We start from the raw sequence: 26243 nt of genomic DNA, 5'->3' as shown, positions 1-26243 counted from the left end.
CGGAGCCGCGCCGGCCGGGGGCGACGGGCGGGCGGATCACGGCGAGTCGTAAGGGTGGGCCCCCACGGCCGGCTCCCCGCCCGCCGCCAGCCGCCGGACGGCGGCCATCGGGACGGCCAGCCAGTCGGGCCGGTGGCGGGCCTCGTAGAGCACCTCGTAGACGGCCTTGTCGGTCTCGTAGGCGCGCATCAGTTCGGGCGCGGAGCGCGGATCGAGCCCGCCGGCCTCGGCGTAGCCCCGGCAGAAGGCGGCACGGGTGCGGCGCGCCCACTCCAGTGCCCAGGGGTCCCCGCCGGCCGGCCCGCCGCGCGCCGCGTAGTCGAAGGAGCGCAGCATCGCCGCCACATCGCGCACCGCCGGCTGCGGCCGCCGCCGCTCGGCCAGCGGGCGGGCCGGTTCGCCCTCGAAGTCGATCAGCGACCAGCGGCCCTCGTCGGCGGAGCGCAGGGTCTGCCCCAGGTGCAGATCGCCGTGGATGCGCTGGGCGGCCCAACCGCGGCCGTCCTGGCCCATCGCGGCCAGCGCGTCGAAGGCGGTGCGCAGCCGGGTGCGGTAGGGCTGCAGTACGGGCACCGCGCGGGCGGTGGCCTCCAGCCGCTCGATCATCTGGGCGGCGATCACCTCCAGCTGCGGGCGGTGCAGCTCGGTGGTCGGCAGCGTCTGGGCGAGCGCGGTGTGCACCTCCGCGGTGGCGTGCCCGAGCGCCCGCGCCGAGCCGGTGAAGTCGGCGCGTACGGCCAGCGCACCCCGGGCCAGCTGCCAGCCGTCCGCCGACCCCGGCAGGAACGGCTGGAGCACGCCCAGCGTCGTCGCCTCGCCGCTCTCCTCCGCGGTCGCCGACTCGAACCACGCGGCGGGCGCCGGCACCCGCGCGCACTTGGCGTCCGCCAGCGCCCGCGGCAGCTCCAGATCCGGGTTGACGCCCGGTTCGACCCGCCGGAAGACCTTCAGGATGAACGAATCGCCAAAGACGATGGAGGAGTTGGACTGCTCGACGGCGATCGGCCGGGCCGGCAGACCGGAGGGGATGTCCACCCGGGGCTCGCGGCAGAACCGCAGTCCGCCGAGCCGCCCGGGTACCCGCAGCCGCTCCAGCAGCAGCCCGCACAGCCGGTTGTCCAGCAGCGCGTCGTAGACCGTACGGCCGCGCAGCGGGCCGCCCCCCGGCCGGCCGATCACCGCCGGTGCCAGCTGCGGTGCCGGCGCCGGATGCACCCCCAGCAGGAGCTGGTAGCAGTCGCCGCCGGCCGGTGTGCGGCTCGGCGGGGCGCTCTGCTGGGCACGCACGAGCAGCTGCAGCAGCCCCGGAGTGGTGCCCGCGCCGGTGCACGGCAGCAGCTCGGTGGCCGAGAGCAGCGTGAACCCGGTCAGCGGCCGTCCCTTGCCGGCGAACCAGCGCTGGCGCGGTACCCACTCGGCGAGCAGCGGGACCAGCGAGGACAGCAGATCGGGGGCGGTCACGAGCGGGCGGTGGTCAGGGGTGTTACGGGTGGCACGGGTCGGGGCGGTGTCCGACATGGCGTCGCGTCCTTTCCCCGGGCACACGACAGGTAGGGCAAAGTGTCCCGGAATGCGGCCTTCACTATGCGGTGGCGCGGTGGCGGTACCCCCGTACGGAGGCGGTGCGGGTCCCCCCGAAGGGAGCGGCTTCGGGAGTGTCTTCGGCGTGCGCGCTTCCGCCGTGCGGCGGTCACCCTCCCGAGCCGGGGGGACCGGCGATGGTTCGCCCGGCCGTGCGGTAGTAGGGAGACTGCCCGAGCGAAAGGTCGAAAAACGCCCGTACGCGCCATGCGGCCGCGTACGGGCGGGATGCTCGGCGCCCGTGCCCGGTCAGGGCCCGGGGGCTAGGCGTTCTTGCGCAGTCGGAACCAGTAGAAGCCGTGGCCCGCCAGCGTCAGCAGGTACGGCAGCTCACCGATGGCCGGGAAGCGGACGCCGCCGATGAGCTCCACCGGATGCCGGCCGCTGAACGAGCGCAGGTCCAGCTCCGTCGGCTGGGCGAACCGCGAGAAGTTGTGCACGCACAGCACCAGGTCGTCGTCCGCGCCGCCGGTGCCCGGCGACTCCCGCAGGAAGGCCAGCACCGCCGGATTGGTGGAGGACAGCTCGGTGTAGCTGCCGAGCCCGAACGCCGGGTTCTGCTTGCGGATCTCGATCATCCGGCGGGTCCAGTGCAGCAGCGAGGAGGGGGAACTCATCGCCGCCTCGACATTGGTGACCTGGTAGCCGTAGACCGGGTCCATGATGGTCGGCAGGAAGAGCCGGCCCGGGTCGCAGGAGGAGAATCCGGCGTTGCGGTCGGGCGTCCACTGCATCGGGGTGCGTACCGCGTCGCGGTCGCCGAGCCAGATGTTGTCGCCCATGCCGATCTCGTCGCCGTAGTAGAGGATCGGCGAGCCGGGCAGCGACAGCAGCAGGGCGGTGAAGAGCTCGATCTGGTTGCGGTCGTTGTCGAGCAGCGGGGCCAGCCGCCGGCGGATGCCGATGTTGGCGCGCATCCGCGGGTCCTTGGCGTACTCCGCGTACATGTAGTCGCGCTCTTCGTCCGTGACCATTTCGAGGGTCAGCTCGTCGTGGTTGCGCAGGAAGACGCCCCACTGGCAGCCGGACGGGATCGCCGGGGTCTTGGCGAGGATCTCCGACACCGGGTAGCGCGACTCGCGGCGCACCGCCATGAAGATGCGCGGCATGACCGGGAAGTGGAAGGCCATATGGCACTCGTCGCCGCCGACGGCGTAGTCGCCGAAGTAGTCGACGACGTCCTCCGGCCACTGGTTGGCCTCGGCCAGCAGCACGGTGTCCGGGTAGTGCGCGTCGATCTCGGCCCGGACCCGCTTGAGGAAGGCGTGCGAGGCGGGCAGGTTCTCGCAGTTGGTGCCCTCCTCCGCGTAGAGGTACGGCACCGCGTCCAGCCGGAAGCCGTCGATGCCCAGGTCCAGCCAGAACCGCAGGGCGGAGATCATCTCCTCCTGGACCGCCGGGTTCTCGTAGTTGAGGTCGGGCTGGTGGGAGAAGAACCGGTGCCAGTAGTACTGCTTGCGGACCGGGTCGAAGGTCCAGTTGGAGGCCTCGGTGTCGACGAAGATGATCCGCGCGTCGGCGTACTGCTTGTCGTCGTCCGCCCAGACGTAGTAGTCGCCGTACGGGCCTTCGGGGTCGGTGCGCGACTCCTGGAACCACGGGTGCTGATCGCTGGTGTGGTTCATCACCATGTCGATGATGACCCGCATGCCGCGGTGGTGCGCGGCGTCCACGAACTCGACGAAGTCCGCCAGATCGCCGAACTCCGGGAGCACCGCGGTGTAGTCGGCGACGTCGTAACCGCCGTCCCGCAGCGGGGATTTGAAGAACGGCGGAAGCCAGAGACAGTCCACCCCCAGCCACTGCAGATAGTCGAGCTTGGCGGTGAGGCCCTTAAGGTCGCCGATGCCGTCGCCGTTGCTGTCCTGGAACGAGCGCACCAGGACTTCGTAGAAGACGGCCCGTTTGAACCAGTCGGGATCGCGGTCCTTCGCCGGGGTGTCCTCGAACGTGTCGGGGACTGGCTCATTGACGATCAATTGGGTGACCCTCCGATCGGTGAGGACGGTCGCAGCGACAGCACATGGGCGGGCGCCAGTGAGCGGCCCGGCTCCAGGCGCACATAGTTGTCCCTGCCCCAGTGGTAGGTATCGCCGGTGAGCTCGTCGCGCACCGGGAAGGACTCGTGCCGGCCGAGGCCGAGTTCCGGCATGTCCAACGACACCGTCGCCTCGTGGGTGTGGTGCGGGTCGAGGTTGACCACCGTGAGCACCGTGTCGGACCCCTCGCCGTGCCCGGCGCGCTTGGAGAACGCCAGCACGGCCTCGTTGTCGACCTGGTGGAAGCGCAGATCGCGCAGCTGCTGCAGGGCAGGGTGCCGGCGGCGGATGCGGTTGAGCGCGGTGATCAGCGGGGCGATGGTACGCCCCTGCTTCGCCGCCGCATCCCAGTCGCGCGGCCTGAGTTGGTACTTCTCCGAGTCGAGGTACTCCTCGCTGCCGGGGCGTACCGGCGTCGACTCGCAGAGCTCGTATCCGGCGTAGACGCCCCAGGTGGGGGACAGGGTGGCGGCCAGCACGGCACGGATCTCGAAGGCGGGGCGGCCGCCTTCCTGGAGGTAGGCGTGGAGGATGTCCGGGGTGTTCACGAAGAAGTTGGGCCGCAGATAGGCGGCGGACTCGCCGGACAGCTCGGTGAGGTAGTCGGTCAGCTCCTGCTTGGTGTTGCGCCAGGTGAAGTACGTGTAGGACTGCTGGAAGCCGACCTGGGCGAGGGTGTGCAGCATGGCCGGGCGGGTGAACGCCTCGGCGAGGAAGAGCACGTCCGGGTCGGTGCGGTTGATCTCGCCGATCACCTTCTCCCAGAACGCCACGGGTTTGGTGTGCGGATTGTCCACCCGGAAGATCCGTACGCCCTTGGCCATCCAGAAGCGCAGCAGCCGTTGGGTCTCGCGGACGATCCCGCGGAAGTCGGTGTCGAAGGCGACGGGGTAGATGTCCTGGTACTTCTTCGGCGGGTTCTCGGCGTAGGCGATCGAGCCGTCCGGGCGGTGGTGGAACCACTGCGGGTGCAGGGTGACCCAGGGGTGGTCGGGGGAGCACTGCAGCGCGAAGTCCAGGGCCACCTCCATCCGCAGGTCGCGGGCCGTCCGCACGAAGTGCTCGAAGTCCTCGAAGGTGCCCAGGTCCGGGTGGAGGGCGTCATGGCCGCCGGCCGCCGAGCCGATGGCCCAGGGGGAGCCGACGTCGTCCGGGCCGGCCGAAAGGGCGTTGTTGGGGCCCTTGCGGAAGGCGGTGCCGATGGGGTGGACGGGCGGGAGGTAGACCACGTCGAAGCCCATCGCGGCGACGGCCGGCAGCCGTTCGGCGGCGGTGCGCAGGGTGCCGCTGACGGTCGTGCCGGCGGGGGTGACGACGGCGCCCTCGGAGCGCGGGAAGAGCTCGTACCACGAGCCGTAAAGGGCCCGCCGGCGCTCGACGACCAGTGGCATCGGGCGCGAGACGGTGAGCAGTTCGCGCAGCGGATGGCGGGCCAGCGCCTCGACGACCTCGGGGGCGAGCGCCGTGGCGAGGCGGGCGGCGGCGGGCAGGTCGGGGTCGCGCAGCGCGTCCACGGCGGCCAGCACCGCCTCCCGGCCGTCGCTCTTGGGGACGTCGACGGCCGCCCGCTCGTGCAGTTCGGCGCCCTCGACGAGCACCAGCTCGGTGTCGATGCCCGCCGGGATCTTGATCGAGGCGTGCTTGCGCCAGGTGGCCAGCGGGTCGGACCAGGCCTCGACGGTGAAGGTCCAGCGGCCCTCGATGTCCGGGGTGACCTCGGTGCTCCACCGGTCGGTGCCGGGCGCCCGCTCCCGCATCGGGTTCCAGGGGCCGCAGCGGCCGGCGGGGTTGCGCAGCACCACATTGGCCGCGACCGCGTCATGGCCTTCTCGGAAGACCGTGGCCGAGACCTCGAAGGTCTCGCCCACCACGGCCTTCGCCGGGCGGCGGCCGCAATCGATCTGCGGGCGGATGTCCAGAACAGGGATGCGACCGATCATGGGCTCACCTGGGCTTGTGATGCTTTGCGGGGTTTTGTCCTTTGTATCCGTTTCACGGCGAGGGAACCGGGTGCGGGCAGGTGCGCTCCAGCCCGCTTTCACTCGGCTGGCGGATGGCACGGCCGGTCGGGGTCCACTCGGTGAGCCTTCCCTCGTGCGGCGGCTCGGAAATCCGGTGGAATGTGAACTACCGGTTCGTAACCACGGGTCTGCCGTGACCCGGCGGACACGCGCCCGCCCGTTCGCGGGCGGCTGCGCGGGGGCGCTGACACGGTCGGCGTTCGCCTCCTCAACTCGGTGCGATCACAGCGGAGTTGCGGTGTGCGGATGTCCGGTGTCGCGCAAGCCTCCCCCTAGGAGGGAGTACGTACAAGAGCGCATGAGGGGGTGGAATCGGCCATATCGGCGGACTCGGTGGTAGCCACGTGCCGGGATGTGCGGATGGGGCAGTCAACTCTCCGTGAAGGATGGGGAGTTGCGTAAGAGTTTGGGGCGGTCGGCTGGCGGCCGCTCGCTGGGGGGCGGTCGGGCCCCGGCGAGCGGCTCCCGGGGGCTGCCCGGACCCCGCCACCCGCGCCGGCACGCGCGAAGGCGGTGCCCGGAGAGACTCCGGGCACCGCCTTGTTCTTCCGGGGTCACCTCACCCCGGGACGATCAGCGCCTGTGGGCGTACCGCGTCACTTGACGGCGACACCGGTCCAGGCGGCCTCGACGCCCTTGACCTCGGCGCTGTCCTTGCCGTAGAGGTCGGTGGCGGCCTTCACGGTCGCCTCACGGGCGGCCTTGTAGTCCGTGTTCGAGGTCATGTACTCGGTCAGGGCCTTGAACCAGATCTTCTCGGCCTTGTCCCGGCCGATGCCCTCGACCTTGGAGCCGTCCGCCGTCGGGCTGTCGTACTTGACGCCGTTGATCTCCTTCGCGCCGCTGCCCTCGGACAGCAGGTAGAAGAAGTGGTTGGCGACACCCGAGGAGTAGTGCGGGTCGAGACCACCGGTGTTGGAGTCCCAGTTGTCCTGCGACTGGCCGTCCTTGCTGGGCTTGTCCATGTAGCGCAGCGGCGAGCCGTCACCGTTGATGTCGATCTTCTCGCCGATGAGGTAGTCGCCCGGGTCCTTGTCGTTCTTGGCGTAGAACTCGACCGAGGTGCCGAAGATGTCCGAGGTGCCCTCGTTGAGGCCGCCGGACTCACCGCTGTAGGTGAGGTTGGCGGTCGCGGAGGTGACACCGTGCGACATCTCGTGGGCCGCGACGTCGATGGCGGTGAGCGGCTTCTTGTTGCCCTCGCCGTCGCCGTACGTCATGCAGAAGCAGCTGTCGTCCCAGAAGGCGTTGACGTAGCTGTCGCCGTAGTGGACGCGCGAGGAGGCACCCTTGCCGTCGCCCTTGATGCCGGCGCGGCCGTGCACGGTCTTGTAGTAGTCCCAGGTCTCGGCCGCGCCGTAGTGCGCGTCGACGGCCGCGGTCTGCGGGTCGTCGGGCTTGCCGGTGCCCCAGTTGTCGTCCTCGTCCGTGAAGGCCTTGCCGTCGCCGGACTCGCTGTTCTCCAGGTTGGTGGTCTTGTGGCCACCGCGCTCGCCGTCGGTCAGCGTGAAGCCGTTGCCCTCCTTGGAGGTGCCCAGCTCGACGCTGCCGCTGTACTCGCTCTCGCCCTTGCCGGTACGGATCTCGTCGTACTGGAACAGCTTCTTGCCGCTGTTGGCGTCGGTGATGACGTGCATCCGGCTGGGCGTGCCGTCCTTCTGGACGCCCTTGACGACGGTGTCGTAGGCGAGGACGGGGGTGCCGGAGGCGGCCCAGACGACCTTCTTCGGGGCCTGTGCGTCGGCCTTCTTCGCGGCGAGCGACTTCGCGGCGGTGCCCTGCGCCGACTTCGCGGCGGACTGCGGGGCGATCTTCGCCGTGGTGGAGGCGACCTTGATGGTCTTGTCCGTCGACTTGGTGGTCGACTTGACCGCGCCGCCCTTGGCGGTGTGCACGATCAGGTCGCCGCCCAGGACCGGCAGCCCGGCGTAGGTGCGGTCGTAGCGGGTGTGCGTGGTGCCGTCGGCGTCCTTGATGACGTCCTTGACGACCAGCTTCTCCTGCGAGCCGAGGCCGAGCGCCTTGGCGGTCTGCGCCTTGGTGGCGCTCGCGTCGCGCAGCAGCTCCGCGCGGTGCGAGGCGCTGAGCTGGAGGGGAGAGGCGTCCTTCTTGGCGACCGGGGCCGGCGAGGCGCCGGCGGTACCGACCGTGATGCCCGCGGCCAGCAGGGCGGCGGCCGCGAGGGCGCCACCGGTCACACGGGTCTTACGGGATATGTGGGGGGTCACGCGTGCTCCTTCAACTTTGCCAAGTGGTGGGGGTGCAAAGCGATGCGGGTGTGACATGCGTCGGGAAGACTGCCATTCGAACGCGTGCATGTCAGGAGTTTGTTCATAGGTTGGCCGAAAATCGTTCGTAGAGAGGTGATCGCTGTTCGCATAACGGAGTCGGGCGCCGCCCCCGGAGATCCGGGGACGACGCCCAAGGTGCCTGTATGGAAGGCGAGTTGTGGAGCGGCGCGAGGCGCCGTCCCGCCTATGTCATACGCAGATGACGCCTGAGTGCCGTGGCGAGGTCAGAACGTCAGCTTCCAGCCGTTGATGTAACCGGTGTCCTGCGAGTAGACGTCCTGGACCCGCAGCTTCCAGGTGCCGCTCGCCGCCTTCGAGGAGGCGTTGACGGTGTACGTCGTCTTCACATCGGCCGCGGAGTCGAATGCGCTGGAGTTCTTCAGCCGGTAGGCCGTGCCGTCCGGGGCGATCAGGTCGATGACCAGGTCACCGCGGTAGGTGTGGACGATGTCCACGCCGACCTTCAGCGTGGACGGCGCGTTGCCGCTGCGGCTGACGGTGATCGGCGAGGTGACCGCCGCGCCCGCGTCCGGGATCGACACGTCGTCGGCGTTCTCGAAGACGTTGCCGCCGCCGACCGGGTTGACCGTCCAGGTGAAGGACGTCGTTCCGGTCTTCTTCGCAGCGTCGGTGACCGTCACCGTCACGGTGCCGGTGCCGGCCGTGGTCGGCGTACCGGAGATCAGGCCGGTGTTCGCGTCGATCGACAGCCCGGCGGGCAGCCCGGTCGCCGCGTACGACAGCGCGCCGGCGGTCCCGCTGGTGGCCTTGATCTGCAGGCTCGCCGCCTGGCCCACGGTGCTGGTCTGGTTGCCCGGGTTGGTGACGCTCACCGCGCCGTCCGGGACGCGGGTGCCGACGTTGACCGCCGCCCAGGTGTTGGCCACGGTGTTGTACGACGCGCTGCCCTGGCCGAACAGGTCCGCCGCCGCCTTCAGGGTGGCGGTGCGGGCGCCCGCGTAGTTGGTGTTGGCGCTCATGTACTGGCTGAGCGCCTTGAACCACACCTTCTCGGCGTTGGCCCGGCCGATGCCCGGGACCGGCAGGTTGTCGAAGGTCGGGCTGTCGTAGTGGACGCCGCCGATGTCCTTCGGGCCGCTGCCCTCGGACAGCAGGTAGAAGAAGTGGTTGGCGACACCGGAGGAGTAGTGCACGTCCTTGTTGCCGACGTTGCTCGACCAGTAGTCGGCCGAGGCGCCGTCCTTGCTGGGCTTGTCCATGTAGCGCAGCGGGGAGCCGTCGCCGTTGATGTCGATCTTCTCGCCGATGAGGTAGTCACCGGGGTCGGAGGCGTTGTTGGCGTAGAACTCCACCGCCGTGCCGAAGATGTCGGAGGTCGCCTCGTTGAGGCCGCCGGACTCACCGCTGTAGGTGAGGTTGGCGGTGGCGGAGGTGACACCGTGGGACATCTCGTGGCCGGCCACGTCGATCGACGTCAGCGGGTGGCTGTTGCCGCTGCCGTCGCCGTAGGTCATGCAGAAGCAGCCGTCGTCCCAGAAGGCGTTGACGTAGCTGTTGCCGTAGTGGACACGGGAGTAGGCGCCCACGCCGTCGCCCTTGATGCCGCTGCGGCCGTGCACGTTCTTGTAGTAGTCCCAGGTCACCTGCGCGCCGTAGGCCGCGTCGACACCGGCCGTCTGGGCGTTCTGCGGCGTACCGTCGCCCCAGGTGTCGTCGGCGTCGGTGAACAGCGAACCGGTCCCCGACGAACCGTGGTTGAGGTTGTAGGTCTTGTGGTTGCCGCGGGTGGGGTCGGTCATCGAGAAGTTCGGCGCCGAGCCGGACGTCCCGATGGTGACCTTGCCGCTGTACTCGCTGTTGCCGACGCCCTGTTCGATCCCCTGGTACTGGAAGATCTTGGCGCCGGTCGTGGCGTCCGTGATGACGTGCAGCTCGTTGGGCGTGCCGTCGTCCTGCAGCCCGCCGACCACGGTCTCGTAGGCCAGGACCGGCTTGCCGTCGGCGACCCAGACCACCTTGCGCGGTGCCTTGGCGGCCTCGGTCTTCTTCGAGCCCAGGGCCCGCGCCGAGGTGACGGCCTTCGCCTCGGCGGCCGCTGGCTTGATCTTGGCGGTGGTGCCCGCCACCTTGAGCTGCGAGCGGACGGCCTTGGTGACGCCCTGGAGCGTGCCGCCCTTGCTCGTGTGCACCACGAGGTCGCCGCCGAGGACCGGCAGCTTGTCGTAGGTGCGCTCGTAGCGGGTGTGCACGGTGCCGTCGGCGTCCTTCGAGACGTCCTTGACGACCAGGCGCTCCTTCGCGCCGAGCTTCAGCTGCCGCGCCGTCTGGGCGGTAGTGGCGCCGGCTTCCCGTATCAGCTCCGCACGCTGGGACGGGGACAGCTTGACCGGCAGTGCGCCGGGGTCGGGTACGGCGTGCGCGGTGCCCGGCCGCGGGGCGGCCGCCGTGCCGGTACCGGCCTGTACACCGACGGCCAGCATCGCCGTGACGGCGACCAGCGCGCCGGTCGCGACGGCGCGTCTATGGGGGGTGCGTCTCACACTGACTCCTTCTGCGGTGGCCGCTACGTGACGGTGCGGCCGAGGGGGACCGGGCGGCGAACGGCCGTCCGGGCAGAGCGAGGCAGAACTCATGGAGCGTGTGGGGGGAGACGTACGCACAAAGGTGCTTGACGTACTGGTGGAACGGGGGGTGGAGCCGGCCGTCGCGTGGCGTGGTGCTGTGGGGGCCGTGCGGCGGTTGCGGGGAAGAGTCCCACCACAGCCCGCCGGTTGTCAGGCTCCGATCAACTAATTGGCCGGAAAACGTCCGTTGCGCGGAATCGACGTCCGTTTTCCGGACGATCTGCGCCCGTTCCCCCCGGCTTCACCCGGCCGCGGTCCGCCCGTGCCAGGAGCGCCACAGGGCCGCGTAGGCGCCGTCGGCCGCCACCAGGTCGTCGTGGGTGCCCAGTTCCGTCAGCCGGCCGCTCTCCATCACGGCCACCCGGTCCGCGTCGTGGGCGGTGTGCAGCCGGTGGGCGATGGCGATGACCGTACGGCCCTTGAGGACGGCGGCCAGCGCGCGCTCGGCGTGCCGGGCGGTGCGCGGGTCGAGCAGCGCGGTCGCCTCGTCCAGGATCACGGTGTGCGGATCGGCGAGCACCACACGGGCCAGGGCGAGTTGCTGCGCCTGCGAACCGTCGGGACGGTGCCCGCCGGGGCCCAGCTCGGTGTCCAGGCCGGCCGGCAGCTCCGTGCACCAGTCGGCCCCCACGGCCGCCAGCGCCGCGCGCAGTGCGGTGTCGTCGGCGCCGGGCGCGGCGATCCGCAGGTTGTCGCGGACCGTGCCCAGGAACACATGGTGCTCCTGCGTGACGAGGACCACCTGGCGGCGCAGCACCTCGGGGTCCAGCTCGGCGATCGGTACCCGCCCGACGGTCACCGAGCCGCCGCTCGGCGCCTCGACGCCGGCCAGCAGCCGTCCCAGGGTGGACTTGCCGGCTCCGGAGGGGCCGACCAGGGCTATCCGTTCGCCGGGGCGGATGGTGAGGGTGACGTCGTGCAGGACGTCCCGACCGGAGGAGGCGGGGGAGTCCTCGCCGGTCCGGGTGCCGTAGGCGTAGCGGACGGCCGTGACGTCGATGCGGTCGTCGGCGGGGAGCACGGCGGCCGCGGAGGCCGACTTCAAGGTCAGCGGGGCCCCGCCCAGCCCCTCGACGCGGGCGAAGGCCGCACCGCTGCTCTGGAGCTGCTCCACCCACAGCAGGACCGTCGCCAGCGGCTCGGCCAGCTGCCGCAGGTACAGCGCCGCGGCGACGACCACCCCCAGGCTGATCCCGCCCCGCCCGTGCAGCACTCCGCCGACCAGCAGCACCCCGACCACCGGGAGGACGTAGGAGACCTCCACGGCGGGCAGCAGCACACTGCGCAGGAACAGCGTCCTGGTACGCGTACGACGGCACCGCTCGATCGCCTGCTCGCTCGCCGCCCGCCGGCGCTCCTGCAGCCCCAGCGCCTCGACGGTCCTGGCACCCGCCGCGGTGGCCGCCAGCAGCTCGGCCAGCGCCGAGGTCGCCGCCCCCTCGGCCAGATACGCGCGGTGGGCCCGGCGCAGATACCACCGGACCGCCAGCAGGCCGCTCAGCAGGCCCAGCCCGCACGCCCCGAGCAGGGGATCGAGCACCACCACCGCACCGAGCAGGAACAGCGCCTGCACCGACGCGATGAACACCTCCGGCGCCGCGTCCCGCAGCGTCCGGGCGACCGAGGTGACGTCGGTCGTGCCACGGGCCGTCAGATCACCGCTGCCGGCCCGCTCCACGATCGCGGCCGGCAGCGCAAGCGCCCGGTCGACGAACTGCTCGCGCACCCGCGCCACGGTCCGCTCACCGAAGCGGTGCCCGACGTACCGGGCGTAGCGCGCCAGCAGCAGCTGCGCCAGCGCACACACCAGGATGACCAGCGCCAGCCGGTCGACCGCGCGCACCCCGCCGCCGTCGCGCACCGTGTCCACGATCCGGCCCAGCAGCCACGGGCCGGCCAGACCGGCGCCGGCGGCCAGCGCGTTCAGCGCGAGCATCAGGGCGAACGCCCGCCCGTCCAGCCGGATCAGGCGCAGCGCGGCCCGTCGGGTGGTGGCGCGGCCGGCGACCGGCAGGGCCGCACCGCCGGGCAGGTCGTCGCCGCCTCGCGCGGGCCGGGTGGTGACCGCCGTCATCGTGCGCTCTCCTCTGCCAGGGACGCGGGCGGGGGCCCGGGGGCGCCGCCTTGTTCGTCGCTCGGCGTGCCGTCCTCGCCGCGCGCCACCAGGCGGCGGTAGGCGGGCTGTTCGTCGAGCAGCCGGCGGTGGCTGCCGACGGCGAAGACCTTGCCGCCGACGAGGAAGCTCACCGTGTCCGCCCGGTCGAGCAGCAGCGGTGAGGTGCTGGTGACGACGGTGGTACGGCCCGCGCGGGCGGCGTGCAGCCGGCCCGCGACGGCCGCCTCGGTGTGCGCGTCGACCGCCGAGGTCGGCTCGACGGCCAGCAGCACCTCGGGGTCGGCCAGCAGCGCCCGCACCAGGCGCAGGCGCTGGCGCTGCCCGCCGGAGAGGTTGCGGCCCTGCGCCTCGACCCGCGAGCCGAGCCCGTCCGGCAGACCGCGGACGATGTCCTCGGCCAGCGCCGCATGGACGGCGCGGTCGATCGCCGCGTCGGCCGGATCCCGGCGCCCGCCGACCACCTCGCGCAGCGTCCCGGCGAAGAGGTCCGCTTCGTTGTCCGCGACCAGGATGCGGTCGCGGACCTGCCGCAGCCCGACCTCGTCGAGGCGTACCGCACCCCAGGTCGCCGCGGAATCCGCGAACCGGCCCAGCCGGTCGAGCACCGCCGCCGACTCGGCCGGGCGGGCGGCGACCAGCGCGGTCAGCAGCCCGGGCACCACCTCCACGCCGGACTCCGGATCCCGCAGCACGGCCGGCTCCTCGGGCGCCCGCACCGCCTCGTCCCCGGTCCCCGCACCGCCCGCCGGGTCCGGTTCCCGCCGCAGGAAGCGCACGACCCGCCGGGCGGCGACCAGGCCCCGCGTCAGGTCGTAGCCGCCCTCGATGAAGAACGACACCGGCACCACCAGCGCCGCGGCATACCCGTAGACCGCCACCAACTCGCCGACGGTGATGTCCCCTTGGGCCGCCATCCGCGCCGCGAGCCAGGTCACCGCGGCCAGGAACAGCGTCGGCAGGCCCACCCCGAGCGCCTGGATCCAGCTGGTGGCCGCGCCGACCCGATAGCCCTCGTGCCGCAGCGCCCGCGAATCGCGCCGGTAGCGGTCGGCGAACACCTCCTTGCCGCCCAGGCCGCCCAGCACCCGCAGCCCGCCGACCAGGTCCGTCAGCCGCGCCGCCAGCCCGCTCTGCCGCTCGCGATAGCGCGACTCCGCCCCCTGCAGCCGGCCCAGCAGCGGCCCGACCAGCACGGCGAGCAGCGGGACGCCCAGCAGCACCACCGCGGCGAGCAGCGGGGACACGCCCAGCATCAGGACGGCGACGACCCCGTACGCCAGCACCGCGCCGACGCCGGGTCCGGTCATCGTCAGCGTCTGGCTGATCACCGCGACATCGCCGATCCCGATCGTGACGACCTCACCGGCCGTCACCTTCCGCGGCAGCGCCGCGCCCAGGCGCAGGGTGTGCGCCACGACGGCCCGCACCGTGCGGAACGTGGCGTCCATCCGGATCCTGGTCATCGTGCGGTGCCGCAGCATCCCCAGCCAGGCGTTGAGCACCCCGACCCCCAGCAGCACCGCCGTCCACCCGACGAGCGCCGGCAGCCGTCCCGGTGCCAGCCCCTCGTCGATCGCCCGCGACAGCACATACGGCGGCAGCATCAGCCCCACCATCCACAGGCTCCCGTACGACGCGCCCGCCGCGACCCGCCACCGCTGACTGGTCACCAGCCACCACAGATACCGTCCGGCACTGCGGTGGCGGTGCGCTCCCGCCGCCGCCCCGGCCGAGCTGCGCTTCATCGCCGTCCCCCCCCGGTCACGCCCCGTCGAACCGCGCCCGGTCGGCGACGAGTTGATCCGACCGGCCGTCCTCGACGATACGGCAACGGCCCTCGCCGGATGGCGAGGGCCGTTGCCCGGGGCTCTGCTACGGGTTCAGACGGGGAGATCCCCGTTCTTGACCGCGGCGATGAAGGAGGACCAGCCGGCAGCCGGGAAGACCAGCACGGGGCCCTCAGGGTTCTTGCTGTCGCGGACGGGGACGGCGGCGGGGGTACCGGGGGCCACTTCGACGCAGTCGCCGCCGTTGTTGTCGCTGTAGCTGCTCTTGATCCAGGTCGCCGCGCCGAGCTCGTGCCTGTCCATGCTGCTCGTACCCTTCCATCACGTCGCTGATCAGAGCGGCGGTCTCGCGGGCTGACGGGATGTCCGCCCTGAGCACATCATAGGTCTGGCTGCACCGTCGGTAGAGGGCCGGATCGTTGTTGAAGTGGCCACGGTCGTGCGTCTCCGTGTACACCCACCGCTCGTCGGGCAGTTCGATCAGCGACACGGAGCCTCGGGGGCGGACGAGCCCGAAAAGGCCCGCCGGGGCCACCTGGATACGGACGTTGGGACGCTGCCCGATGCGCAGCAGATGCGCGCACTGCTCCCGCATGACCTCGGGGCTTCCCATCGCGTTGCGCAGGCAGCTCTCGTCCAGGACGGCGACGTACAACGGGCCGTCGTCCGCCAGGAAGCGCGGCTGACGGCTCAGCCTGGCCCGCACGCGCTCCTCCACCTCCTCGCCGCTCGCGATCTGTGAGAACAGCGCGTGCGCGTAGTCCGGCGTCTGCAACAGGCCAGGAATGACCCGCTCTTGATACGCACGCAGCGCCGTCGCCTCCGCGTCCATCGCGGCCCTGCGCTCGAACCAGTCCGGATGCTGTACCTCCGGGTACCAGTTGATGCGTCCCCACAGCCGCATCAACATCCCACCCGTACCCAGAAGTTCATCGCACTTCTTCGCGAAGGTGTCCTGCGGAACCCGCGTACCGGCCTCGACGCGCGCCACATGCGACCGATCGCACGGGATCTCGTTCGCGAGTCTCGCCTGCGTCCACCCCGCCACCTCCCGGAAGTGCTTGAGCACCTCACCGAACACCGCGGCATGGGTGGATCCCGTTCCGCCCTCGGCATTGCGTCGGCTCACCGCGTTCCCTTCGCCCCGTCGCCGTCGACACCCCGTACGTCTGTCGGAACGGACTCTGGACGAGGCATGTGCCCCGTGCAAGGCCTCCACGGCGGGTTCAGCCGTCCGGGGGGTCCGCCTCAGCCCGGCACCGCCCGGAACAGCAGCACCGACCGCCCGGCGAGCGTGATCGTGCCGCCCGCCGTGTACGGCGGATGCGCCGGCCCCGGCTGCTCCGTGCGGGCGGTGTCGACGAGGAGTTCGTACGCCCGCGCCCACGGCGGGCCGGGCAGGGTGAGCGGGCGGGGCTGGGCGGCGGCGTGCAGGACGGCGAGGAAGCTGTCGTCGACGATGCGCACGCCCCGGGCGTCGCGCTGGGAGATGTCGTTGCCGGAGAGGTACATGCCCAGAGTGGCTCCCGGGGTGTACCAGTCCTGCTCGGTCATCTCCGTCCCGTCCGCGGTGAACCAGGCCAGGTCGCGCAGACCGCCCTGCCGGTGCGGACGGCCGGAGAAGAACGCCCGGCGGCGCAGGACGGGATGCGCGCGGCGCAGCGCGATCAGCCGGGCGGCGAGCTCGGCCAGCGGCCGCCAGGCGGGGTCGTCCAGGAGCGACCAGTCCACCCAGCTGGTGGGGTTGTCCTGGCAGTAGGCGTTGTTGTTGCCGTGCTGGGTGCGGCCCATCTCGTCGCCGGCCACCAGCATCGGCACACCGGTGGACAGCAGCAGGGTGGTCAGCAGGTTGCGCAGCTGGCGGTGGCGCAGCGCGGTGACCTCCGCGTCGTCGGTCTCGCCCTCGGCGCCGCAGTTCCACGACCGGTTGTCGTGGGTGCCGTCGCGGTTGTTCTCGCCGTTGTCGGCGTTGCGCTTGTGCTCGTAGGTGACCAGGTCGCGCAGGGTGAAGCCGTCGTGCGCGGTGATGAAGTTGACCGAGGCGTACGGGCGGCGGCCGCCCCATGCGTAGAGGTCGCTGGATCCGGAGAGCCGGTAGCCCAGGTCGCGTACGTCGTGCTGGGCGCCGCGCCAGAAGTCGCGGACGGTGTCGCGGTAGCGGTCGTTCCACTCCGTCCACAGGGGCGGGAAGGCGCCGACCTGATAGCCGCCGGAGCCCACGTCCCACGGTTCGGCGATGAGTTTGACCCGGCGCAGTACGGGGTCCTGGGCGATCACGGCGAGGAACGGGGAGAGCATGTCCACGTCGTGCATGGAGCGGGCCAGCGCCGCGGCCAGATCGAAGCGGAAGCCGTCCACGCCCATCTCGGTGACCCAGTAGCGCAGCGAATCGGTGATCAGCCGCAGCACCTGGGGCTGGACGACGTGCAGGGTGTTGCCGCAGCCGGTGTAGTCGGCGTAGCGCCGGGCGTCGCCCGCCAGACGGTAGTAGCCGCGGTTGTCGATGCCCCGCAGGGAGAGCGTCGGCCCCAGCTCGCCGGCCTCCGCGGTGTGGTTGTAGACGACGTCCAGGATCACCTCGATACCGGCGTCGTGCAGCGCCCGCACCATCCGCTTGAACTCGCCGACCTGCTGCCCGCGGGTGCCGGTGGCGGCGTAGCCGGCGTGCGGCGCGAAGTAGCCGATGGAGTTGTAGCCCCAGTAATTGCGCAGCCCCCGGCGCACCAGATGGTCCTCGTGGGCGAACTGATGGACCGGCAGCAGCTCGACGGCGGTGACACCGAGCCGGACCAGGTACTCCAGCGCGGCCGGGTGTGCCAGGCCCGCGTAGGTGCCCCGCAGATGCTCGGGGATACCGGGGTGGCGCATCGTGAAGCCGCGCACATGCAGCTCGTAGAGGATGGAATCCGGCCAGGGCGTCTTGGGGCGCCGGTCGTCGCGCCACTCGTCCTCGCCGCCCTCGTCCCCGGTGTCCCCGCCGACCACGACGCCCTTGGGGACGTAAGGGGCGGAGTCCCGGTCGTCGCGTACGGTGTCCGCGATCTGCTGCTGCGGCCAGTCGCGGACGTGGCCGTAGAGCCGGGAGGGCAGTGCGGCGCCGGCGCCGGCCGGCTCCGTACACGTCCCGAAGTCGCCGTCCACGGCCCTGGCATACGGGTCCAGCAGCAGCTTCGCGGGGTTCCAGCGGGCGCCGCTCCAGGGGTCCCAGCGGCCGTACACCCGGTAGCCGTAGCGGTGGCCGGGGCGGATGCCGGGCAGGAAGCCGTGCCAGATCTCATGGGTCAGCTCGGTGAGCGGATGGCGCGTCTCGCGCTCCTCCTCGTCGAACAGACACAGCTCCACGGCCTCGGCGCCGCCCGCCCACAGGGCGAAGTTGGTGCCCGCGACGCCGTCGGGCCCGGTGCGGTAGCGGGCCCCCAGTGGCGTCGGGCTGCCGGGGCGGACGTCCGCCGGTGGGGCGAGTGGTTCGTCCGCCACCGCCTCCTGCTCGGGTGCGCTCGACACGTGCCGGCCTCCTGCGGCTCATGGCTCGGTCGGGCGGTCCCCACCGGAGGGCGCCCCAGCGGCAGCTGGGGCGCCCCGGCCGTGCGTGTGTCTCCGCCCTCCCCGTTGTTCTTCCCGCAACCGGGCGTTGCCTCACGCTTCCCGGCACGGCGGCTCATTGTTCTGTCCATGCCTTGCTGAGAGATGTCCCTGACATTCCGTTACGCGGCATACCTCCCGACCCGGGGGTCATCCGTCACAATCCGGTATATGACCGTCCATCACCAGGGCCGAGCAGGAGACCGAGCGACGAGCCGCGGCGGTGTCCGTGTGCGGGCCCGGACGCCGGTCCGGGTGCGGGACCGGTCGGGCCGCCGGGGCGGTTCCCGTGCCACGCGACGGCTGCGTGCCGCGCTCGCCGCCGTCGCCGGGCTCGCCGGAGCGGTGGCGCTGGCGGGCTGCGCGGACTCGGTGCTGTTCGACAGCGGCCCCCCGCGCACCGTGGAGGAGATGATCCGCATCGTCCCGCACGACGGCGCCCACGGCGTCCGGACCGACGGGCGGTTCGAGATCCGGGTGCCGCAGGGCCGGCTGGAGCGGGTGGAGGTCAGCCGCGACGGGGACGCCGGCCGGCAGTCCGTCGCCGGCCGGATCTCCTCGGACGGCACGGTCTGGCGCCCGGCCCGCGGGCCGCTCCAGCCCGGTGCGCAGTACACCGTCGACGCGGTGGCGCTGGACGAGGCGGGGCACCGCGCGGCCCGCCACACCACCTTCACCACGGCCGTGCCCGCCCGGCGCGTCATCGGCCGCTTCTCGCCCCCGAGCGACACCACGGTCGGCACCGGCCTGATCTTCTCGATGGTCTTCAACCGGCCGGTCACCGACCGGGCGGCCGTCGAACGGGCCGTCCAGGTGAGCGCCCGGCCCGCCGTACCGGTCTCCGGCCACTGGTTCGGGCACCGGCGGCTGGACTTCCGGCCCCGCGAGCGCTGGCGGCCGGGCACCGAAGTCACCGTGCAGCTGCGGCTGCGCGGGGTGAAGGCCGGACCGGACACCTACGGCACACAGCACCGGACGGTCCACTACCGGGTGGGCCGGGACCAGGTCAGCACCATCGACGCGGCGCGGCACACCATGACGGTGCGGCGCGACGGCCGGGTGGTGGCGGTGCTGCCGGTCACCGCGGGCGACGCCCAGAACCCCACGTACAACGGGCGGATGGTGATTCTGGAGCGCCATTCGGTGACCCGGATGGACGGCGACACCGTCGGCTTCGGCAGCGAGTACGACATCGCCGACGTGCCGCACGCCATGCGCCTCACCAGGTCCGGGACCTTTCTGCACGGCAACTACTGGGCGCGCCCCGAGGTCTTCGGCGGCAGAAACACCAGCCACGGCTGCGTGGGCCTCAGGGACATCAAGGGCGGTGGCCGCACCACCCCCGCGGGCTGGTTCTTCGGCCAGTCGATCGTCGGCGACCTGGTGGTGGTCCACAACTCCCCGGAGCGCATGGTCGCACCGGACAACGGCCTGGGTGGCTGGAACATGCCGTGGGAGCAGTGGCGGGCGGGTTCGGCGCTGGGCTGACCGGGGGGTCGGGCCCCTGGGCGCGCGCACGCCTCCGCGAGTACCCCCGAGCACCCTCGCACTTGGGACTGAACGGTGACATCCGCGGGGAGTTCACTGTCACCGCGGTGTGGTTACCTAACGGCAAGCGCGCGGCTGCGGGCAGACGCGTGCGGGCGACCGCGGGCCGTGCGAGGGGGAAAGGGGCCGATCGTGAACGTCCAGCCGAATCCGGGGGTGCCGGCTCACCGGCGCCGGTGGCCAGGCGGGGGCCGTGGCCCGCTCACACTTCTGCTCGGTGCGACGCTGCTGCTGGTGAGCGCGTGCGGCGGGGACGACACCGACGACCGCGGACCGGCCGGCAAGACGGGCGGGGACAAGGCCGCCTCCCGGGCCGCGGTGACGATCTCGCCCAAGGACGGCGCGGACGACGTCGCCACCAGCGGCGCGCTGAAGGTGACCGCCGAGAACGGCCGGCTGACGTCCGTCCGGGTCAAGGACGGCAAGGGCAACGAGGTCGACGGGAAGATATCCGGCGACGGCACCCAGTGGCGGCCCAGCGGCCATCTGGGCGCCTCGACGGAGTACACCGTCGACGCGGTCGCGGTGGACCGCCAGGGCCGGGAGGCCGCCGAGCACGCCGGCTTCACCACCCTCGTCCCCAAGAACACCTTCATCGGCCGGTACAGCCCCGAGAACGGCCAGCGGGTCGGCGTCGGGATGCCGGTCTCGATCCACTTCACCCGCGGCATCACCTCTCCCAAGGCCGTCGAGGACGCCATCAAGGTCACGGCCCGGCCGTCGGTCCCGATCGAGGGCCACTGGTTCGGCAACGACCGGCTCGACTTCCGCCCCGAGAAGTACTGGGCACCGGGCACCAAGGTCACCCTCAAGCTCGACCTCGACGGCGTCGAGGGCCGCCCCGGCGTCTACGGCACCCAGGCCAAGGAGGTCTCCTTCACGATCGGCCGCAGCCAGGTGAGCACGGTCGACGCCGAGTCGAAGCAGATGACCGTGGTCCGCGACGGCAAGAGGATCAAGACCATCCCGATCACCTCGGGCGCGCCGGGCACCGAGACCTACAACGGCAAGATGGTCATCAGCGAGAAGCACGTGGTGACGCGGATGAACGGCGACACCGTCGGCTTCGGCGGCGAGTACGACATCAAGGACGTACCGCACGCCATGCGGCTGAGCACGTCCGGCACCTTCATCCACGGCAACTACTGGTCGGGCCGGCCGACGTTCGGCACCCGCAACGCCAGCCACGGCTGTGTGGGCCTGTTCGACCAGCGCGGCGGCGGCGACGGGTCCACCCCGGCGGCCTGGTTCTTCCGCAACTCCCTCGTCGGCGATGTCGTCGTGGTCAGGAACTCGCATGACGAAACGATCCAGCCCGACAACGGCTTCAGCGACTGGAACATGTCCTGGGAGCAGTGGAAGGCCGGCCCGTAGGGGCGGGCGCGCCGCATGACCCGTTGGGGGCCCGGTCCCGCACTGTGACCAAGTGCACCGGGCCCCACGGCGTTAACGGGGACTAACCTTCCACCATGACTGTGAATCTCGAGGTCGCCGACGGCGTCGGCACCATCCGCCTGGACCGCCCGCCGATGAACGCACTGGACATCGCCACCCAGGACCGGCTGCGCGAGCTGGCCGATGAGGCCACCCGCCGCGACGATGTGCGCGCCGTCGTCATCTGGGGCGGCGAGAAGGTGTTCGCGGCCGGCGCGGACATCAAGGAGATGCAGGCCATGGACCACACGGCCATGGTCCTGCGCTCCAAGGCCCTGCAGGACTCGTTCACCGCCGTGGCCCGGATCCCCAAGCCGGTGGTCGCCGCGGTCACCGGCTACGCGCTCGGCGGCGGCTGCGAGTTGGCGCTCTGCGCCGACTTCCGGATCGCCGCCGACAACGCCAAGCTCGGTCAGCCGGAGATCCTGCTCGGCCTCATCCCGGGCGCCGGCGGCACCCAGCGGCTGGCCCGCCTGGTGGGCCCGTCCAAGGCCAAGGACCTGATCTTCACCGGCCGCCACGTGAAGGCGGCGGAGGCGCTCACCATCGGCCTGGTCGACCGGGTCGTGCCGTCCGCCGAGGTCTACGCGCAGGCGCACGCCTGGGCCGCGCGGCTGGCCGCCGGTCCCGCGCTGGCCCTGCGCGCCGCGAAGGAGTCCGTCGACGCGGGCCTGGAAACGGACATCGACACCGGGCTGACGGTGGAACGCAACTGGTTCGCGGGGCTGTTCGCGACCGCGGACCGGGAGATCGGGATGCGCAGCTTCGTCGAGGAGGGGCCCGGTAAGGCCAAGTTCCTCTGAAACCTCTGGTGTTGGCGGGACGAATGAGGTTTGGCCGGGACCAGATGCCTCGTGTGGGCGAATTGCGGAAAACTTAATTGCGCCTTAAGGCAGCCTTGTTGACATGCCTTGCCAAGCCTGTACAGGCCCGGTGTCATCGCAGGTCAGGGCGTAAGTCCCGGAACCTTAAATGTCGTTGGCATATGTCCCGCAAGGGGGCTGGAACCGGAGATTCCGGGCAATGGATTCCGCCGGTTCCGCCCCCGTGACCGCCAAGTAGCAGCCATGATGGGGGGCATGGCGGGCCTCGAAGGAATGGAGCAGCCGCGGCCGCGGAGCGATTCGGCCGCCGCACGGTGGGACATCCCCGGTGCGGACCGGAGACCGGTTCCGGCCCCCTCCGGCCCGGCGTCCGCGGCACTCGACCTCGTCGGCGACCCGAACATCGGTGAGGTCCGGCTGCCCTCCCGCCCCCAGTCCGCCGGCATCGCCCGCCGGCTGACCGCCGCCGTACTCCTGCGGCAGTGGTCCCTGACACCCCAGCTCGCCGAGCACGCCGTCCTGCTCGTCTCCGAGCTCGTCGGGAACGCCGTGCGCCACACCGGCGCCCGCACCTTCGGACTGCGGATGCTGCGCCGCCGCGGCTGGATCCGCATCGAGGTGCGCGACCCGTCCCGCGGCCTGCCCTGTCTCATGCCCGTCCAGGAAATGGACACCAGCGGCCGGGGCCTCTTCCTCGTCGACAAGCTCTCCGACCGCTGGGGCGTGGACCTGCTGCCCCGAGGCAAGACCACCTGGTTCGAGATGCGGGTCACCGACCGCTGAGCAGCGGCTCTCGCGCGCCCTCGGCCGCACGCCGGTCGGGGCTCCGGGCATCCGGCGACGGTCCGTAGGATGGGTTGCTCATACGCGCGGACGGTACGGAGGGAGGGACATGGACGCCATGCGCCGGTCGGCTGCGATGACGTTGCTGCTCCTCCTCACGGTGGCCTTCGGGTCGCTGCTGTGCCGGGCCGGCGGGGACCAGCCCCGGGCGGGCGGCCGCGCCGCCGGCGCCGAGCGGGTGTGGCACGCCGTCGCCCAGGAGAGCCGGGCCTTCGACGGACCGGGTGACGTCCCGGTGGCCGACGCGCCCAAGAGGTGCTCGGACCGGCACGCGCCCGGCCCCGAGGAGTCCGCCCCGCCGCCCGCGTCGCACCGCGGTGAGCCACTGGCCCCCGCGACCGTCGGCCCGGGGCCGCTCGCCGCCGACCTGCCCGCGCAGTTCGCGCTCGCCCGGCCGCCGACGGACGGCGCGTCCGCCGTCGACCACACCGCGCTCCTCCCCGTACTGCGGATCTAGGCCGCTCCCCGACGCACAAGGCCGCAATCCCTCTTCGTACGTCTGGAGCTTCCGCATGCCCACTTCCGCCTCACCCACCCGCAAACTCGCCGCCGTAGGCGCGGTCGTCGCCCTCGTCGTGGCCGTGATCGCCATCGGCATCGCCGTAGGCAAGGCCGTCGAGGGCGGCCGCGACACCGGCCGCACCGGCGCATCGGGGGCCGCCACCACCGGCTCCCAGGGGGACGCCGCACAGCAGAAGATGTTCGACGACCTCGCCGAGAAGACCAGCCGGCGGACGGCCGGCGATCCGCTGGCCGTCGGCAAGAAGGACGCCCCGGTGGTCCTGGTCGAGTACGCCGACTACGCGTGCTCGTTCTGCGGCCGCTTCACCCGCGAGACCCAGCCGGAGCTGGTCAAGAAGTACGTCGACGCGGGCACCCTGCGGATCGAGTTCCGCAACTTCCCCGTCTTCGGCGCCGACTCCGAGCGGGCCGCCCGCGCGTCGTGGGCCGCCGGGCAGCAGGGCAGGTTCTGGCAGCTGCACGACACGCTGTACGCCAAGACCCGCAAGGGCGGTGACCTGGCCGAGGACAAGCTCGTCGAGCTGGCCCGCGCGAGCGGTGTGCCGGACCTCGACAAGTTCCGTACGGACCTGGGCAGCGCGGGCGCCGAGCGCGCGCTGAAGAAGGACCAGGACGAGGGCTACCGGCTCGGCGTGCAGTCCACGCCGTCCTTCCTGGTCAACGGGCGGCCGATCAGCGGGGCCCAGCCCACCGAGGTCTTCGCGCAGGCCGTCGAGGACGCCGCGGCGAAGGCGGGTGCGAAGGGCTCGGGGGCCGGCGAGTGACCACCGACATCGGCTACCTCGCGGCGTTCCTGGGCGGGGCGCTCGCCCTGCTCAGCCCGTGCAGCGCGCTGCTGCTGCCGGCGTTCTTCGCCTACTCCCTCGCCACTCCGGGCCGGCTGCTGGCCCGCACCGGGGTGTTCTACCTCGGGCTGGCCACCACGCTCGTGCCGCTGGGGGCGGCCAGTACGGCGGCCAGCCGGCTGTTCAACGGCCACCGTGAACTGCTGATCGCCGTCGGCGGCTGGGTCGTCATCGCCATGGGCCTCGCCCAGATCCTGGGCCTGGGCTTCGCCTCCCGGCGCGCCCAGGCGGCGGCGGCCAGGATCACCCCCCGCTCCGCCGTCTCCACCTTCCTCCTCGGCTGCGTCTACGGCCTGGCCGGGTTCTGCGCCGGCCCGATCCTGGGCGCGGTGCTGACGGTGACCGCGGTCAGCGGGAACGCCGTGTACGGGGCCTCGATGCTCGCCGTGTACGCGCTGGGCATGGCACTGCCGCTGTTCGTCCTGGCGCTGCTGTGGGACCGCTTCGAGCTCGGCACCCGGGGCTGGCTGCGCGGCCGGGAACTCCGCCTCGGCAGGCTGCGGCTGCACACCACCTCGCTGCTGTCCGGGGTCTTCTTCATCGGCATCGGCGTGCTGTTCCTGCGCTTCAACGGGACCAGCGCGCTGCCCGGGATCCTCGACGCGGACACCGAGTTCCGGGTCGAGGAATGGGCGAGGCGGATCGGCAACGGCGTACCGGACTACGTGCTGATCGCGGTGGCGGCGCTGCTCGTCGCCGGGGTGCTGGGGCGGATCGCGCTGCGGCAGGAGCGAAAGCCGCGCGACGGGGCCGAGTAGCCGCGCCGGCGCGAAGCGGCCGCGGGCCGGGGCGGACGGCGGCGGTCCGGGGGACGGCTGTCCGTCCGCGTCCCCCGGCCCGCCCCCGCCTCACCGCCACACGTTGTCGCTCACCGAGCCCAGGCCCGTGCCGGACAGCCGCCGGTGCAGGGCCAGCGCCTGGTCCTCGGTGAGCGAGGCGACATGGTCGGCCGCGGCACGCAGCCGGTCGCCGTGCAGTTCCAGCTCCTCGGCGCGGTCCGGCGGCAGCAGTTCGGGGGCGTCATGGCTCCAGCGCAGCAGCTCGCCGACGATCCGTCGTTTGCCGTGCTGCTGGGTGGCCAGCGCGGGCCGGTCGATGACGTAGGCCCACACCAGCTCCTTGAGCAGATCGCAGGCGGCCCGCCGCTCCGGCGGGATCACCAGCCGCGCCCCGTAGCGGATGGCCGCCGCGCCGCCCACCTCCAGCTCGATCCCCCGGGTGAAGTACGAGATCAGATCGGCGGTGCGCCGGTTGACCGCGACCGCGTCCTCCTGGCTGCCGCTGTACGGGGCGGGGACCGCGAGCCGCTTGCCGATGTCCGCCATCAGCACCAGCGCCGCCTCGCGGTCGAAGGCCTCACCCGACCGCGCCCGCTTGGCCTGCACATAGTCCAGGAAGCGACGGGTCTCCCGCTCGGTCTCGCCGCCCGCACCGCCGTCCGGCGGGAAGAGCGCGGCCAGCGGGATCAGGCCCGTGCGGTAGAAGTCCTCGACGTCGTGGCAGGCGTAGGTGACGTCGTCCGCCCAGTCCATGACCTGCTCCTCGACCGGTACGGCCAGATCCGCGCGGCCGGCCCGCACCCAGGAGAACGCCTCCCGGTCGGCGACGTACACGCCCCACTTCACATGCCGCGCCGGATCCTGGTCGACCGGTGCCCGCTCCCACGGGTACTTCGTGGCGGCGTCCAGGCAGGCCCGGGTCAGATGCAGTCCGCGATGGCCCGGGTACTTGTGGGCGGCGAGGAAGGTCAGCACCCGCAGGGTCTGGGCATTGCCCTCGAAGCTGTCCAGCACGCCGTCGGCGAAGTGCAGCTCGTCCATCGTGGTGCGCAGCGCCATTTCGCCGGCGTGCCCGAAGGGCGGGTGGCCGATGTCATGGGCCATGCACGCCGCCTCGACGAGCGCCGGGTTGGGGCCGCCGTACCGGCGCTCCAGCCGCTCCGCCATCCGGCGGCCGAGCTGGGCGACCTTCATCGAATGCGTCAGCCGGGTGTGGTACGCGCCCAGCTCGGCGCTCGCCACGACCTGGCTCTTGCCGGCCAGGGCCCGCCACTGCGTCGAGTACAGGATCCGGTCCACGTCGTGCTCGAACCCGGACCGCTGCCCGTCGTCGGGCACCCGTCGGCGCAGGGAGTGCTGCTCGAGGTCCTCATCGCTGTATGTGGCAGGTCGCATGCGCGGATGGTAGCCCCGCCCGGCCGCGGGGCGTCCGAGCGGCGGCGGGGG

18 protein-coding genes are annotated in these 26243 nt (G+C 72.0%); 7 read left to right on the top strand and 11 right to left on the bottom strand.

What is annotated here, in order from left to right; all coding sequences use genetic code 11:
* Positions 1–36: 36 nt before the first annotated feature.
* The 10 genes from AC0680_RS10420 to glgX all read right to left on the bottom strand — a co-directional run bounded on the left by AC0680_RS10420 (position 37) and on the right by glgX (position 17924).
* The gene (locus AC0680_RS10420; RefSeq protein WP_478626564.1) at positions 37–1518 is read right to left on the bottom strand and encodes a maltokinase N-terminal cap-like domain-containing protein; all 1482 of its coding nucleotides are present in this window, start codon (positions 1516–1518) and stop codon (positions 37–39) included.
* A 326-nt stretch (positions 1519–1844) separates the two neighbouring features.
* Positions 1845–3560 carry a maltose alpha-D-glucosyltransferase gene (gene treS, locus AC0680_RS10415; RefSeq protein ID WP_478626562.1) on the bottom strand — a complete coding sequence of 572 codons (1716 nt, stop codon included), beginning with the start codon at positions 3558–3560 and terminating at the stop codon, positions 1845–1847.
* Entirely contained in the window at positions 3557–5560 is a 2004-nt protein-coding gene (locus tag AC0680_RS10410) for an alpha-1,4-glucan--maltose-1-phosphate maltosyltransferase (RefSeq protein ID WP_478626561.1), read from the bottom strand. Before AC0680_RS10410 ends, treS begins: the two co-directional genes overlap by 4 nt.
* A 677-nt stretch (positions 5561–6237) precedes the next feature.
* Positions 6238–7869, bottom strand: a complete 1632-nt coding sequence (locus AC0680_RS10405; protein ID WP_478626559.1) for a M4 family metallopeptidase — start codon at positions 7867–7869, stop codon at positions 6238–6240.
* A gap of 287 nt (positions 7870–8156) precedes the next feature.
* Entirely contained in the window at positions 8157–10433 is a 2277-nt protein-coding gene (locus AC0680_RS10400; protein ID WP_478626557.1) for a M4 family metallopeptidase, read from the bottom strand.
* A 325-nt stretch (positions 10434–10758) separates the two neighbouring features.
* Positions 10759–12591, bottom strand: coding sequence for an ABC transporter ATP-binding protein (locus tag AC0680_RS10395; protein ID WP_478626556.1), 1833 nt, complete (start codon positions 12589–12591; stop codon positions 10759–10761).
* On the bottom strand, positions 12588–14378 hold the full coding sequence (locus AC0680_RS10390) for an ABC transporter ATP-binding protein (RefSeq protein WP_478626554.1): 1791 nt from the start codon (positions 14376–14378) through the stop codon (positions 12588–12590). Before AC0680_RS10390 ends, AC0680_RS10395 begins: the two co-directional genes overlap by 4 nt.
* 135 nt (positions 14379–14513) lie before the next feature.
* Complete coding sequence (locus AC0680_RS10385) at positions 14514–14645, bottom strand: DUF397 domain-containing protein (RefSeq protein ID WP_478626552.1); 132 nt, start codon at positions 14643–14645, stop codon at positions 14514–14516.
* Positions 14593–15549 (bottom strand): helix-turn-helix domain-containing protein, encoded by a 957-nt coding sequence (locus tag AC0680_RS10380; protein ID WP_478626551.1) that lies wholly within the window; start codon positions 15547–15549, stop codon positions 14593–14595. The genes AC0680_RS10385 and AC0680_RS10380 overlap by 53 nt, the downstream gene beginning before the upstream one ends.
* A 119-nt stretch (positions 15550–15668) precedes the next feature.
* Positions 15669–17924 carry a glycogen debranching protein GlgX gene (glgX, locus tag AC0680_RS10375; RefSeq protein ID WP_478626550.1) on the bottom strand — a complete coding sequence of 752 codons (2256 nt, stop codon included), beginning with the start codon at positions 17922–17924 and terminating at the stop codon, positions 15669–15671.
* 249 nt (positions 17925–18173) lie between these two features.
* On the opposite strand from glgX, the gene AC0680_RS10370 reads away from it, so the two are divergent.
* The 7 genes from AC0680_RS10370 to AC0680_RS10340 all read left to right on the top strand — a co-directional run bounded on the left by AC0680_RS10370 (position 18174) and on the right by AC0680_RS10340 (position 24776).
* Positions 18174–19490, top strand: coding sequence for a L,D-transpeptidase (locus AC0680_RS10370; RefSeq protein ID WP_478626548.1), 1317 nt, complete (start codon positions 18174–18176; stop codon positions 19488–19490).
* A 192-nt stretch (positions 19491–19682) separates the two neighbouring features.
* Positions 19683–20924 carry a L,D-transpeptidase gene (locus tag AC0680_RS10365; protein WP_478626547.1) on the top strand — a complete coding sequence of 414 codons (1242 nt, stop codon included), beginning with the start codon at positions 19683–19685 and terminating at the stop codon, positions 20922–20924.
* A gap of 95 nt (positions 20925–21019) precedes the next feature.
* Positions 21020–21787 carry an enoyl-CoA hydratase/isomerase family protein gene (locus AC0680_RS10360; RefSeq protein WP_478626545.1) on the top strand — a complete coding sequence of 256 codons (768 nt, stop codon included), beginning with the start codon at positions 21020–21022 and terminating at the stop codon, positions 21785–21787.
* A 264-nt stretch (positions 21788–22051) separates the two neighbouring features.
* Positions 22052–22591 carry an ATP-binding protein gene (locus AC0680_RS10355; protein WP_478626543.1) on the top strand — a complete coding sequence of 180 codons (540 nt, stop codon included), beginning with the start codon at positions 22052–22054 and terminating at the stop codon, positions 22589–22591.
* A gap of 109 nt (positions 22592–22700) precedes the next feature.
* A complete protein-coding gene (locus AC0680_RS10350) occupies positions 22701–23108 on the top strand; it encodes a hypothetical protein (RefSeq protein WP_478626542.1) in 408 nt (135 codons plus the stop codon).
* A gap of 55 nt (positions 23109–23163) precedes the next feature.
* Positions 23164–23937, top strand: coding sequence for a DsbA family protein (locus AC0680_RS10345; RefSeq protein ID WP_478626540.1), 774 nt, complete (start codon positions 23164–23166; stop codon positions 23935–23937).
* Positions 23934–24776 carry a cytochrome c biogenesis CcdA family protein gene (locus tag AC0680_RS10340; protein ID WP_478626539.1) on the top strand — a complete coding sequence of 281 codons (843 nt, stop codon included), beginning with the start codon at positions 23934–23936 and terminating at the stop codon, positions 24774–24776. Before AC0680_RS10345 ends, AC0680_RS10340 begins: the two co-directional genes overlap by 4 nt.
* A gap of 90 nt (positions 24777–24866) precedes the next feature.
* Here the strand turns inward: AC0680_RS10340 and dgt are convergent, their stop codons facing one another.
* Positions 24867–26192, bottom strand: a complete 1326-nt coding sequence (gene dgt / locus AC0680_RS10335) for a dGTP triphosphohydrolase (RefSeq protein ID WP_478626537.1) — start codon at positions 26190–26192, stop codon at positions 24867–24869.
* Positions 26193–26243 lie beyond the last annotated feature (51 nt).

Source organism: Streptomyces sp. NPDC043738 (genome assembly GCF_056436545.1).
Note: the sequence above shows the minus strand (reverse complement) of the source record. Positions and strands in the feature narration are given on the sequence as shown.